The sequence below is a fragment of the Desulfuromonas sp. genome (genome assembly GCA_002869615.1).
Taxonomy (GTDB): Bacteria; Desulfobacterota; Desulfuromonadia; order Desulfuromonadales; family UBA2294; genus BM707.
In genome coordinates, this window is the sequence record PKUH01000113.1 from 1 (window position 1) to 13,789 (window position 13,789).

At 53.7% G+C, this 13,789-nt stretch carries 11 protein-coding genes; all 11 read right to left on the bottom strand.

The genetic code is table 11. The annotated features are described in order from the left end of the window. Positions 1-211: 211 nt before the first annotated feature. Genes C0623_14030 through C0623_14080 form a run of 11 tightly spaced genes read right to left on the bottom strand, consistent with a single transcriptional unit; the run spans position 212 to position 13,756 of the window. Positions 212-1,681: an NADH-quinone oxidoreductase subunit N gene (locus tag C0623_14030; protein ID PLX97949.1), complete on the bottom strand. Its 1,470-nt coding sequence runs from the start codon at positions 1,679-1,681 to the stop codon at positions 212-214. A gap of 37 nt (positions 1,682-1,718) precedes the next feature. After that, positions 1,719-3,275: an NADH-quinone oxidoreductase subunit M gene (locus tag C0623_14035; protein PLX97950.1), complete on the bottom strand. Its 1,557-nt coding sequence runs from the start codon at positions 3,273-3,275 to the stop codon at positions 1,719-1,721. Between the two features lie 43 nt (positions 3,276-3,318). Continuing rightward, on the bottom strand, positions 3,319-5,301 hold the full coding sequence (locus tag C0623_14040) for an NADH-quinone oxidoreductase subunit L (GenBank protein PLX97951.1): 1,983 nt from the start codon (positions 5,299-5,301) through the stop codon (positions 3,319-3,321). A 44-nt stretch (positions 5,302-5,345) separates the two neighbouring features. Next, on the bottom strand, positions 5,346-5,648 hold the full coding sequence (locus tag C0623_14045; GenBank protein PLX97952.1) for an NADH-quinone oxidoreductase subunit NuoK: 303 nt from the start codon (positions 5,646-5,648) through the stop codon (positions 5,346-5,348). Between the two features lie 23 nt (positions 5,649-5,671). After that, entirely contained in the window at positions 5,672-6,184 is a 513-nt protein-coding gene (locus C0623_14050; GenBank protein PLX97953.1) for an NADH-quinone oxidoreductase subunit J, read from the bottom strand. A gap of 23 nt (positions 6,185-6,207) precedes the next feature. Further along, on the bottom strand, positions 6,208-6,609 hold the full coding sequence (locus tag C0623_14055) for an NADH-quinone oxidoreductase subunit I (GenBank protein PLX97954.1): 402 nt from the start codon (positions 6,607-6,609) through the stop codon (positions 6,208-6,210). Between the two features lie 28 nt (positions 6,610-6,637). Then, positions 6,638-7,690 carry an NADH-quinone oxidoreductase subunit NuoH gene (locus C0623_14060; protein ID PLX97955.1) on the bottom strand — a complete coding sequence of 351 codons (1,053 nt, stop codon included), beginning with the start codon at positions 7,688-7,690 and terminating at the stop codon, positions 6,638-6,640. A gap of 46 nt (positions 7,691-7,736) precedes the next feature. After that, positions 7,737-10,217: an NADH dehydrogenase (quinone) subunit G gene (nuoG, locus tag C0623_14065; GenBank protein ID PLX97956.1), complete on the bottom strand. Its 2,481-nt coding sequence runs from the start codon at positions 10,215-10,217 to the stop codon at positions 7,737-7,739. 36 nt (positions 10,218-10,253) lie between these two features. Beyond that, the gene (locus C0623_14070) at positions 10,254-12,035 is read right to left on the bottom strand and encodes an NADH-quinone oxidoreductase subunit NuoF (GenBank protein ID PLX97957.1); all 1,782 of its coding nucleotides are present in this window, start codon (positions 12,033-12,035) and stop codon (positions 10,254-10,256) included. Between the two features lie 18 nt (positions 12,036-12,053). Then, a complete protein-coding gene (locus C0623_14075; GenBank protein PLX97958.1) occupies positions 12,054-12,551 on the bottom strand; it encodes an NADH-quinone oxidoreductase subunit NuoE in 498 nt (165 codons plus the stop codon). Between the two features lie 26 nt (positions 12,552-12,577). Further along, positions 12,578-13,756, bottom strand: coding sequence for an NADH-quinone oxidoreductase subunit D (locus tag C0623_14080; GenBank protein PLX97959.1), 1,179 nt, complete (start codon positions 13,754-13,756; stop codon positions 12,578-12,580). Positions 13,757-13,789: the final 33 nt, after the last annotated feature.

Sequence of the window (13,789 nt, forward strand, 5' to 3'; positions counted from 1 at the left end):
AGTGAGGTGCCAGATGAAAAAAGTTCTTGTTTTATCAACGATAGCGCTTCTTTTATTTGTTTCAGGATGCGCGACCACCGGCCCGACCCGGGTCAAATGCCCGGCCTGCGGCTATGAGTTCGAAACTGAGACTGGTGGTTGATTACAAATCATGTCAGCAACAAAAAAGCCCCCCGTAATCCGGGGGGCTTTTTATTCGGCCTAAGAAGAGTTACTGCATGAAGGCAGCCTTTGCCATCTCCATGACCCCGTCCGGCAGTACACCAAGATAGAGTACCCCGAGGAGAGCGATCACAATCGAGATTACCGCTCCGGCGTGCAGTTTCACCCAGGAGTAATCCTCAAGCGGTTCACGGAAATACATGTAGACCATAACCCGCAGGTAGTAATAGAGTGAGACCGCCGAATTGAGGACACCGATAACCGCCAGCCAGATATACCCGGCCTTAACGGCTCCGGCAAAGACATAGAATTTTCCAGCGAATCCGGCGGTCGGCGGCAGACCCATCAGCGAGAAGAGGAAAACACACATCGCAACACCGAGAAACGGCCTCTTGTAACCGAATCCGGCAAAACCTTCCAAAGTCAGGTTCTCCTCTCCCTTCTTGCCAGCCAGAACCAGAACACCAAAGGCACCGATATTCATGAAGGTGTAGGCGAGCATGTAGAAGAGAACACCGGAGATGCCGACGAAGTTGGCAGCAACCAGACCAACCAGGGCATAACCGGCATGTGATATTGAGGAGTAGGCGAGCATCCGCTTGATGTTGGTCTGTGAGATCGCAATGAAGTTACCGACCGTCATCGTCAGGACCGCCAGGATCCAGAGCATGATTGTCCACTCGTCGCGCATTTCACCGAGAGCGAAAAACAGGATACGAATATAGGCGGCAATCGCAGCAGCTTTCGGGCCGGCGCTCATGAACGCTGTCACCGGAGTCGGCGCGCCCTGATAAACGTCGGGTGCCCACATATGGAATGGCACGACAGCTATCTTGAAGAAGAACCCTGTACTGAGCAAAATCATACCGGCAATAGTCATCGGATTGCCAACCTCGGCCGGATGGCTCGCCAGGAACTGACCGATAGCGTCGAGATTGAAGTCCCCGGTCACGCCATATAGAAGAGCCATTCCGTAAAGTAAAAAACCGGTCGAAAAAGCGCCGAGCAGGAAGTACTTAAGACCTGCTTCGTTTGAACGGACATCGCCCCGGAACAGGCCGGCCAGCACATAAAGCGAAATAGACAAAACCTCGAGGCCGAGGAAGATGGTCATCAGGTTGGTCCCTGAAACCATCCACATCGCACCGGCGGTCGAAAACAGGATCAGCGCGTAATACTCACTGATCGGGTATCCTTCCCGCTTCAGGTAATCGTCAGAAATCAGGATTGTCAGTATTGCGGCAACAATAAAAACAATATTGAAAAAGACGGCAAAACTGTCCTGCAGTACATGACCGGCGAACCCACCGTGACTGACAGGGTCAATCCAGTCAGTATAGGTGTAGATAGCCGTTACAATCAGCCCGATTATGCTGATCCATGCAACATGACTTGTCCGGCCGCGAGCCGAGAAGACGCCGATCAGCAGTAATGCCATAGCAAAGCAGATCAGAATCAGCGACGGCATGATTGCCGAAAAATTCACATTTTCAATGGCGGTTTGCACCAGATTTTCCATGAACATCTTCCTCCGGAAACAGTGTTGATGCTTTTAATTATTTAATATCGAGGTGGCCAGATGCATCGACATCCTGCACCATGGCGACCTGCTGATTCCCCTTGACCTGCTGCAACAGGTTTTCCAGGGAAGGATTCATTTTGCTGAAAAAGGTATTCGGATAGATTCCGATCCAGAAGACAAAGATCAACAGCGGTACCATCAGAACGATTTCACGCAGCGACAGATCCTTCAGCTCTTCATTCTTCGGATTGGTGATTTTACCGAACATGACCCGCTGGTACATCCAGAGCATATAAACAGCGGCCAGAATCACACCGGTCGTTGCAAAAACGGCATACCAGCGGAGTTCACTTTCAAATGCTCCCATCAGGGCGAGGAACTCGCCGACAAAACCGTTCGTTCCCGGCAGGCCGATTGACGAGAAGGTAATGATCAGAAAGATCGTCGCGAAAATCGGCATTTTCTTGGCAAGGCCGCCGAACTCGGAGATTTCCCGGGTGTGGCGCCGTTCGTATATGAATCCGACGATAAGGAAGAGCGCGCCGGTCGAGATCCCGTGGTTGATCATCTGGATCAGACCGCCGGCCATACCCTGAATGTTCAGGGCAAAAACACCGAGCATAACAAAACCGAGATGGGCCACTGAAGAGTAGGCGACCAGCTTCTTGACATCGCTTTGCACCATAGCGACCAGTGAACCGTAGATAATACCGATGACGCAGAGCGTCGCCAGGACCGGCATGCACTGCTGCAGCGCATCCGGGAAGAGCGGGATTGCAAAACGGACAAAACCGTAGGTTCCCATCTTCAGCAGAATCGCTGCCAGGATAACCGAGCCGGCCGTCGGAGCTTCAGTATGGGCGTCGGGCAACCAGGTATGCAGCGGGAACATCGGCACCTTGATGGCAAAGCTGAAGGCGAATGCCATAAAGAGCAGGAGCTGGTAACTCGCCGGAATGTCGGCCAGATAGAACTGGGCAATGCTGAAGCCCTTCATTTCGATACCGGACTGGATCGCGAAATAGTAGACAAAGATGATCGCTACCAGCATCAACAGCGAGCCGACCGCCGTGTAGATAAAAAACTTGACGGCGGCGTAGATCCGGTTTTTGCCCCCCCAGATACCGATCAGGAAGTACATCGGAATCAGCATCAGCTCCCAGAAGACGTAGAAAAGGAACAGATCAAGGGAAATAAAGGCTCCGAGCATCGCTGTTTCAAGCAGCAGCAACAGAGACATAAAGCCCTTGACGCTCTTTCCGACAGCATTCCAGGTCGACAGCACAGCAATCGGCATGATGAAAGTCGTCAGCATGACCAGCCAGAGGCTGATGCCGTCGATGCCGACGTTGTAGTTCATCTGGAAGTACCCCTCAACGTTGATCCAGGGGATAAACTCGGTGTACTGCATATCCGAACTCATGGTGAACACATCATTGAAAGCCAGTGGAAGGCTGACAAAGAAGGTGACGAGGGTCACAACCAGAGTAAAGCTTTTCAGCAGAGGCTCGTTGTCCCTGGGAATAAACAGCAGGATCACCATGCCCAACAGTGGCAGGAAAGTCATCAGACTGAGAAGGTGTTCGCTCATTGCAAAACGCTCCTTGTATTAACTCTAGAAAATTCTCTGCCTGTTATCGCAGGACAAAGTAACCAACAAAAACAACAACCCCGACTACCATCCATGCCGCATAATTCTGGGTCAAACCCGTCTGCAGCAGGTAGCGGGAACCGGAGGAGATGCCCCGGGTCACATAACCGAAACCATTAACGACCCCGTCAACAATACTGACATCCAGCCCCTTCCAGCAGAAACGGCCAAAGGCCTTGCATGGGTTAATGAACAGAAAGTCGTAGAGCTCGTCAATGTACCACTTGTTATAGACCCAGCGATGCAGCTTGCTGAACCGTGCGGTAAACCGCGCCGGCAGCTCCGGGCGCTTCATGTACAACAGGGTTGCCACACCGATTCCGGTGAGACCGAGAATGACCGAAAGGACCATCAGACCGATTTCAGTCGAAGCGCTGCCATGGGCACTGATGTCATAGGTCTGCTGCGTATGATGAAAAACCGGAGCCAGGAATTGATCAAGCTTGTTACCGATATGGAACTTGTCGATGACATGCGGAATCCCGACAAAACCGCCGACGGTGGCCAGCGTTGCCAGGACAACCAGCGGCAGGGTAATCACCCAGGGTGACTCGTGCACGTGGTCCTTGGCACGGGCATCGGTCTTCTGCGGACCATGGAAGGTCATGTAGAGCGACCGGAACATGTAGAAAGCCGTCATCATGGCCGCCACCGAACCGACGACCCAGACGATGATGCTGCCGCGGGTCGATGCGAAGGTCCACCAGAGGATCTCATCCTTGGAGAAGAAGCCGGAGAAGAACGGCATGCCGGAAATGGCCAGACAGGAGATCAGGTAAGTGATCCAGGTGACCGGCATGAACTTGCGCAGGCCGCCCATGTTGCGCATATCCTGAGGATCATCATCCAGATGAGCATGATGCAGGGCATGGTGCATGGCGTGAATAACCGAACCGGAACCGAGGAAGAGACAGGCCTTGAAGAAGGCATGTGTCATCAGATGGAAGATACCGGCGGTAAAGGCGCCAACGCCCATCGCCATGAACATGAAGCCGAGCTGCGAAACAGTTGAATATGCGAGAACGCGCTTGATGTCATTCTGGGCAAAACCGATGCTGGCGGCAAACAGGGCGGTCGCAGCACCGACACAGGCTATAACCATCATTGTGCCCGGGGCCATTGCAAACAGTCCGTTCATCCGGCCGATCATGTAGACGCCGGCGGTAACCATGGTCGCAGCATGGATCAGGGCTGAAACCGGGGTCGGACCTTCCATTGCATCCGGCAACCAGGTATAAAGCGGAATCTGGGCCGATTTACCGGTGGCACCGAGGAAGAAGCAGAGGGTGATGATGGTGACGACAACACTGCCGGTCCCGAGCAAATGACCATTAGCGGCAATCTCTTCGAAATTGATCGTCCAGACGCCATGCTCCGAACCGAGGGTCCAGAACAGAGTCAGCAGTCCGAGCAGGAAGCCGAAGTCACCGACCCGGTTGACGACAAATGCCTTTTTGGCGGCATCGCCAGCCGATTTCTTTTCAAAGTAGTAGCCGATGAGCAGGTACGAGCAGAGACCGACGCCCTCCCAACCGATAAACATGACCAGGGCGTTGCCGCCGAGGACCAGCATCAGCATCGAAAATACGAAGAGGTTCAGATAGCTGAAGTAGCGGTAAAAACCCTCTTCGCCATGCATGTAACCGATTGAATAGAGGTGGATCAGCGAGCCGACACCGGTAACAACGAGCAGCATCACCGCCGAGAGCGGATCAAACAGGAACTCCCAGTCAACCTGAAGCTGACCGACCGTCATCCAGGAAAAAACTTTCTCGTTGTGGCTTTTGTCAATATCACCGAGCAGCTGAAAGAAATACTTGCAGGACACGACGAAAGACATGGCCACAGCCAGTGTTCCGATGGCACCGATTACCTTTTCACTCTTGAGAACCTTCTTGCCGAGCAGACCATTGATGATGGCGCCGACGAGGGGAAAGAGCGGAATGAGCCAAAGTTTATCGTACATCTATACTCTCCTAACCGGAATGAATCCCTACAACAAAAAGCAGGTTACCATTTCAGCAAACTGAAATCGTCAACCGCAATCGACTCCCGATTACGGAAAAATGCGATCATCAGGGCGAGACCGACGGCTGCTTCGGCAGCGGCGACAGTCATAACAAAGAAAACGAAAATCTGACCATCCATGTTGCCGAGGTGACTCGACAGGGAAATAAAGGTCAGGTTGACGGCATTCAGCATCAGTTCAATACACATGAAGATAACAATCGCGTTCTTCCTGGTCAGAACCCCGAAGGTCCCCAGAGAGAAGAGAATTGCACTCAACACCATGTAGTGACTTGTTGTAATCATTGGATCTTCCTCCCGTTAAGCCGTTAGACTTCTTTTTTAGCCAGCACCACGGCACCGACAATGGCCACCAGGAGCAGGATAGAGGCAATTTCGAACGGCAGCAGGAACTTGGTGAACAAGGACTCGGCAATCAGTTCGGTGTGTCCGATCTGAGCAACCGCCGCTGCGTCAAAATCCTTCTTGATGTTGATCATGTCCATCGGCCGGCCACGATTGAGCAGATAGTAGATCTGACCAAAGATCATGGCAGCAAGGACCGTTGCCCAGCCGACACTGTGGCTCCCCTTGCGGGCTACGGCGGTTCCGAGATTCAGCAGCATGATCGTGAAGATGATCAGCATCAGAATGGCACCGGCGTAAACCATGATCTGGATGGCTGCCATGAATGGGGCATTCAGCATGACATAGAAGTTTGCCAGGCAAACAAATGTCATCATCAGGGCAATCGCATTATTGATCGGGCTCTTGCAGGTTACGACCAGAAAACCCGAAACAACAGCGACCAGGGCAAGCAGGTAAAAATACATTATTTCCATCGATTCAGTGCTCCCGTCACGAATTAGCGTACAAGACGATCTTTATCGAAGGTGAAGTCTTCGCGATGATAATTGGCCAGTTCGTAATCGCCGGTCATCTCGATCGCTTCGACCGGACAGGCCTCGACACAGTAGCCGCAGAAGATGCACCGCAGAAGATCAATCTTGTAGACCTTCGGGTACTTCTCACCTTTTACATTCTCGGCCGATTCGACCGTAATACACTTGGCCGGGCAGACGGTCGGGCAGAGATAGCAAGCAACACATTTTTCGCGGTCATGGTCGGGAACCAGGCGGTGCAGTCCACGAAAACGCTCAGCCGGCTGCAGCCGATGCCCTTTGCGCGGATACTGAACAGTCGTGGTATTCCCCGGGCCCAAGTGCTTGAATGTGATCCATAAACCCTGGATAAACTCTTTAATCATGAGAAATCCCTCTTTCTCGAATTAATGATTACTGGAACATCAGGACAACAAAGCCGGTGAGGACGATATTGGCCAATGACAGCGGCAGGAATATCTTCCAGCCCAGGAACATCAACTGATCGTAACGCACCCGTGGCCAGGTCGCCCGGATCCAGATAAAGAAGAACATGAAGCAGAAGATCTTGAGCAGGAAATTGATCGGACCGTAGAACGGGCCGTCCCAGCCACCAAGAAACAGGGTCGCAGTGATTCCGGCAATCACGATCATATTGGCATATTCAGCCATGAAGAACATGGCGTATTTCATCGATGAATACTCGGTACAGAAACCGGAGACAAGCTCGGTTTCGGCTTCCGGAAGGTCAAACGGGGTCCGGTTGATCTCGGCCAGGCCACTGAACATGAACAGGACAAAAGCGAGCGGCTGCGAGAAGATGTACCAGTTGTGCATCCAGTGCGGCAAGGTAGCGATGCCCCAGAGCGGTTCCATCTGGGCGGCAACAATACCGCGGAGGCTGAGGGTTTCCGACAGCATGAAAATGGAAACGATGACCAGGCCGGCAGTCAGCTCGTAAGAGACCATCTGGGCCGAGGAACGAATACCGCCGAGCAGCGAATACTTGCTGTTCGAGGCCCAGCCGGCAAGAACAATACCGTAGACACCGAGACCGGCCATTGCCAGGACGAAAAGGATGCCGATATTGAGATCGGTAATCTGCAACGGAATGATGTACTGGCCAATCGTCAGGTCAGGGCCGAACGGCACAACCGCCATGGTGATCAGTGCCGGGACCAGGATCATCATCGGGGCCAGGATAAACGGGACCTTGCTCGCTTCGGCCGGAATAATATCTTCCTTGAAAAAGAGCTTGATACCGTCGGCGATCGGTTGCAGCAGACCATACCAGCCGGTTTCCATCGGTCCGAGGCGGGTCTGCATCCGACCGATGATTTTACGTTCGGCATAGGTTGCGTAGGCCACAATCCCCATCAGTACGCCGAAGACCACGAGAATTTTAATAATCATGGCCGCAACGAAAAGAAGCGGGCTGTTTGAGAGGCTAAGCATTTCTGGCGTCATGGTAATCCTCTTCATTTACCTTTGTTATCTCATCAATACGGGCTGGCTACTTACTGACATCAACAGCAACAGCAGCTTCACCCTTGTAAACATTATTAATTCCGGCGTCGGCAAAGTGATACGGTGCAAATAAGACCCCTTGCGGCAACCGGTTGTCGATTTTGGCCTTGAGCTGGAGTTCTGCACCGTTCGCTTTGACTTTGATCATATCGCCCTCGGCAACTTGCAGTGCCGAAGCATCTTCACGACCGAATTCAACGTAGGCTTCAGGGACAACCGCTACCGGTCCCTTCGCCCTGGTCGAAACCGTACCGCTGTGATAAAGAGCGCTGCCGGTCAACAACAGATATTTGCCATCAATGGCCTTGTTGCCGGCAACGGCAATAACTTTTTTCTGCTTGATGACCGGACTCTCACCACCCCAGACAACGCCTTCCGGTCCGATATCGTTGAATTCAATACCGGCATAGTTTTTAACCTCTTCGGCAATCGCCGCGAATACGGCAGCCGGACCGGTATAACTGACGCTGCTGCCGAGCCTGGCGGCGAGCAGTTCAAAAATTTCAAAATCGGTTTTTGCCTCACCAGGGCTGGTGATACCCGGCCGAACCCGCTGAATCCGGCGCTCGGCGTTGGTGAAGGTTCCATCCTTCTCGGCAAATGATGCCGCCGGCAGAACAACATCGGCTCGCTCCGCCGTCGGCGACAGGAACAGGTCCTGAACGACAACAAAGCCGGCTCCGTCGAGGGCCTTTTCCGTGCGGCTGCGATCCGGGTAGGAACTCATAATATCTTCACCGGCAATGTAGAGAGCCGACAGGTTGCCGGCTGCGGCCGCATCAAGCATCGCCGAGGCGCCCATACCCTGACCGGCCGGGATAACCCCGAGGTCGATGGCACCCTGGCTGTTGGCCTTTTCGCCACAGAGGTAGAGGCCGCTTCCTTCCTTATCAACATTGCCGCTGAGGATCGCCAGATTGGCGGCAGCAACGGCAATTTCCTTGCTTTGCGCTGTGTAGGGGAGACCGTATGCGAGCAGGATAGCGCTCTTCTCGGCTCCGGCCAGTGCCTTGGCTGCAGCACGGATCTGCTCGGCCGGGACGCCGGTTACCGCGGCAACCTTTTCCGGAGTGTACTCGGCCAGGCTCTTCTGCAGATCATCAAGCCCCTCAACACCAGCGGTCACCGCCGAACCATCTTCAATCAGAGCCTGCGCCATGGCGTTCAGAACGTTGACCTCAAGCGCCGGCTTATGGAGCATGGTCACAGCATTCGGCAGCTTGCCAAATTTGCCCTTTTTATCGGCGACAACGAAAAGCTGGGCCTCGTTGCGCTTGACCGCCTGATTGACAACCATGCCGAAGACCGGATGGGTCTCATAGAAATCGGAGCGAATAGAGATGATGACATCAGCATCTTCAACCTGCGGGAACGTACCGGTTGAGGCCTGGATACCGAGGGTTTGAAACAGTCCTTCCGTCACACCCTTGTAGCACTCGCCGCCGGAGTGATCGATATTTTCGGTACCGGCTGCTTTGGCGACGTTCTTCAGCAGAAAGAGTTCTTCATTGGTCAGGCGGGCTCCCGAGAGGATGCCGAAACCCTTGTCAGCCGCGGCTTTCTGCAAACCTTCGGCAACAGCAGTCAATGCCTCATCCCAGTTCGCTTCAACCAGTTTTCCATCCTTCCTGACCAGCGGCGTCGTCAGTCTCTCCTCGCTATTGGCGTAGGAGTAGCCGAAACGACCACGGATGCAGAGGTTTCCGTCATTAACACCAATCTTGTCGTTGAAGCGAATGGTCTGAACCTTGTTGTCCATCACCCCGAGGCTGACGGTGCAACCATTGCCGCAGTAACTACAGACCGAGTCGACTTCCTTGAGCTGCCAGGGACGCGCCTTGAACTTGAACGGCCGCGGCAAAATCGCACCAACCGGACACATCGACACGCACTGGCCGCAGAATTCACAGTTAAGGCCGCGATCAAAAGCGGTTGCGATCTTGGTTTCGAACCCACGATTGATGAACGAGTAGGAACCATAACCGACGATTTCGTCGCAAACACGCGCGCATTTGCCGCAAAGAACACAGCGGTTCATGTTGCGCTCGATCAGCGGGTTGACCTCGTCGGTCGGCAGATCGAATTTTTCACCTTGAAAACGGTTGGTGACAACTTCATATTCGTAAGTGAGGTCCTGCAGGTCGCATTCGCCGCCCTTGTCGCAGACCGGGCAGTCGATTACGTGGTTGACCAGAAGGAATTCAAGAACGGTCTTGCGAACCTTCTTGATTTCATCAGACATGGTTGTTACCACCATACCTTCGGTCACCGGAGTGGTGCAGGCCGGAATCAGACGGCCTTTCATCTGCTCAACTTCGACCAGGCAGACCCGGCAGGCGCCGTAGGGCAAAAGCTTCTTGGCGTAGCAGAGAACCGGAATATCAATACCGGCCTCAATTGACGCTTCGTAAATTGTCGCAGTTTTGCTGACCGTGATCTCTTTGCCGTCGATCGTCAGGTTAACCATCGTGTCCTCTTTATCGTTAAAAATGCGTCTAGTTCGTTATTCAATTGCCATGAAGCGGCAGGCGTCGTAGCAGGAAGTACATTCGGTGCACTTCTCCTTGTCGATAACCGCGACCTGCCCTTTTTCCCAGGCAATACAGTCAACCGGGCATACCTTCGGACAAATACCGCACTTCTTGCACTTCTCTTCAATGACTTCAAACTTGAGCAGAGGCTTGCAGCTGTGGGAAGGGCATTCCTTTTCTTTGATGTGGGCCTCGTACTCATGCCGGAAGTAACGGATGGTCGACAGAACCGGGTTCGGCGCCGTCTGACCGAGGCCACAGAGCGAACTCTTCTTGATGTCGTAAGCCATATCCTGAAGCAGTTCGATATCGCCTTCCTGACCCTTGCCTTCGGTGATCCGCTCGAGGATTTCGAGCATGATCTTCAGGCCGATCCGGCAGGGGATACACTTGCCGCACGACTCAACGCGGGTAAAGTTAAGAAAGAAGCGGGCAATGTCGACCATGCAGGTCGTTTCGTCCATGACAACCAGACCACCGGAACCCATCATCGCACCGGCCTGGATCAGGGAATCATAGTCGACCTGGGCATCGAGAGCTTCTGCCGGCAGACAGCCGCCGGAAGGGCCACCGGCCTGAACCGCCTTGAACTTGCGGTTGTTGAGGATACCGCCACAAACATCGTAGATAACTTCGCGCATCGCGGTGCCGGCCGGAACTTCAACCAGGCCGGTATGCTTGACCTTGCCGGTCAGGGCGAAGATCTTGGTCCCCTTGGTCCCTTCGGTGCCGATATTGGAGAACCATTCGGCGCCGTTGTAAAAAATGTAGGAAACGTTGGCAAAAGTCTCAACGTTATTGATGTTGGTCGGCTTGCGCCACAAACCACGGACGGCCGGGAACGGCGGGCGGGGGCGGGACATGCCGCGCTCACCCTCGATCGAAGCCATCAGGGCTGTCTCTTCACCACAAACAAACGCTCCGGCGCCGGCCTTGATCTTCATGTCGAACTTGAAGCCGAGATCGAGGCAGTTTTCGCCGAGGATCCCTCTTTCGTAACAGGTATCGATCGCCTTTTGCAGACGCTTGATCGCCAACGGATACTCGGCACGGCAGTAGACGTAACCGAAGGTGCAGCCGATGGCATAGGCGGCAATCATCATCCCTTCAATGATTCCGTAGGGGTCGCCTTCAAGGATCGAACGGTCCATAAATGCGCCCGGGTCACCCTCGTCAGCGTTGCAGATCAGATACTTTTCATCACCCGGCGTCGCCTTGCAGAATGACCACTTGACCCCGGTCGGGAAACCACCGCCGCCACGACCACGCAGGCCGGACTTCTTGACTTCCTCAATAACTTCTTCCGGCGTCATGGTGACCGCTTTCCTGATACCGGTAAATCCTTTATGGGCGAGAAAATCCTCAATACTTTCGGCATCGATGGTTCCGCAACGCGAAAAGATCAGACGCTGCTGCTTCTCGAGAAACTGGCCATAGTAAGGTCCGGCGACCTTCTTTGGCACTGGCTCCTTGCCGATCATGTGTTCTTCAACGATTTGCGGCACCAGTTCGGGGGTCACAAAATCGTAGGTGATCGCCTCCTCACCCGGCATAACAACATCGACCATAACGTCGTTGGCACAGAGACCACGGCAGCCTGTCTTTTTAATGTCGCAACGCTTGCCGACCTTTGCTTCCAAGCCCTGCTTCTCGAATTCATCTTCGAACGCGTCAATAACTTTCTGGGCTCCGGAGGCAAAGCCGCCGGTTCCGGTACAGACAAGTATTTCGATATTTTCAGCTGTGTCGGCCATAAAAACCTCGGTCAGTTATCAATCCATCTTGACGTACTTGTCGATGACTTCATCCATCTTCTGAACTGTCAGCGAACCGTACGTATCGTCATTCACCATAATGACCGGCGCCATACCACAGGCCCCGATACAAGCGACATACTCGGCGGTAAACTTAAGATCCTCGGTAGTTTCGGCATGGCCTACACCAAGACGATCCTTGAGGGTATCACCGATCCGGCCAGCCCCCTTGACGTGGCAGGCGGTCCCCATGCAAACGCGGATAATATACTTGCCCCGCGGTTCGAGGTGGAACTGGGCATAAAAAGTCAGAACCCCGTAGATCTGGCTCGCATAGACATTGAGTCGTTCAGCCGTCAGATGAACGGTCGGCTCCGGAATATAGCCGTAATGCTCCTGAATTGCCTGCAAAGCCGGCATCAGGGCGCCCGGCATATCGACATACTTGTCGAGGATCTCGTTACACGGCGCGAGATCGACTTCCTGTTCTTGAACTTGCTCCACAGCTTCGCTCATGGAATTACCTCTTGAGTCGGAGTCAGTTAACGGTCGATTTCACCAAGGACAATATCCAGGGTACCGATCGTTGCGATTACGTCAGCCAGCAGCGCGCCCTCGACCATCTGCGGCAGAGCCTGCAGATTGACGAATGATGGCGGCCGGATTTTCATCCGGTAAGGATTGGCCGAACCATCGGAGACGAGATAGTAGCAGAGCTCGCCTTTCGGCGCTTCGATGCCGACATAAACTTCGCCTTCCGGCGCCGTAAAGCCTTCGGTAATAATCTTGAACTGATGAATCAGGCCTTCGATAGAGTTGACGACATCCTGTTTCGGCGGCAGACAGATTTTCGGGCAATCAGCGAGAATCGGGCCGTCCTGCAGCTTGTCGAGCGCCTGCATAATGATCTTGGCCGATTCACGCATCTCGATGAGGCGCGCCTTGTACCGGGCGAAGGTGTCACCCTCTTCCATAACCGGCACCTCAAAATCGTAATCTTCATAGCCGCTGTACGGGTTATCACGACGCAGATCCCAGTCAACACCGGAGGCGCGCAGGGCCGGACCGGAGAGGCCGATATCGATCGCATCTTCACCCGAGATCGTGCCGACGTCGATCGTCCTCTTCTGCCAGATTTTGTTGCCGGTCAGCAGGCCTTCGTAAGTATCAACATAGGAGTCCATGTCTTCGGCAAACTTGCGGATATCGTCGGTCACACCTGCCGGCAGATCAGCCGAAAGTCCGCCAACCCGGAAATAGTTGGTGGTCATCCGGGCGCCGGAGATCTTTTCATAGATATCGATAATCGCCTCGCGCTCGCGGAAACAGTAGAGGAATACGGTCATGGCACAGATATCGAGGGCGTGGGTTGCCAGCCAGACAAGGTGGCTCTTGATCCTGGTCAGCTCGGCAAGCATCACCCGGATAACCTTGGCCCGCTCCGGGATCTGATCGGTAATGTCGAGCAACTTCTCAACCGCAAGAACATAGCCGAGGTTGTTGCTCATCGGCGCCAGGTAATCGAGACGGTCGGTCAGGGGAATCGTCTGGTGGTAAGTCCGGTGCTCCGAAAGCTTTTCCACGCCACGATGCAGGAAGCCGATATGCGGCGTCGTTTTGACGACATTTTCGCCATCGAGCTCAAGAATCAGCTGGAGAACACCATGGGTCGAAGGATGCTGCGGACCCATATTTATGGTCATGGTTTCAGTTTGTGCCATCGTTTGCCTCTTTATCCTTGAGGATTAAAGTGT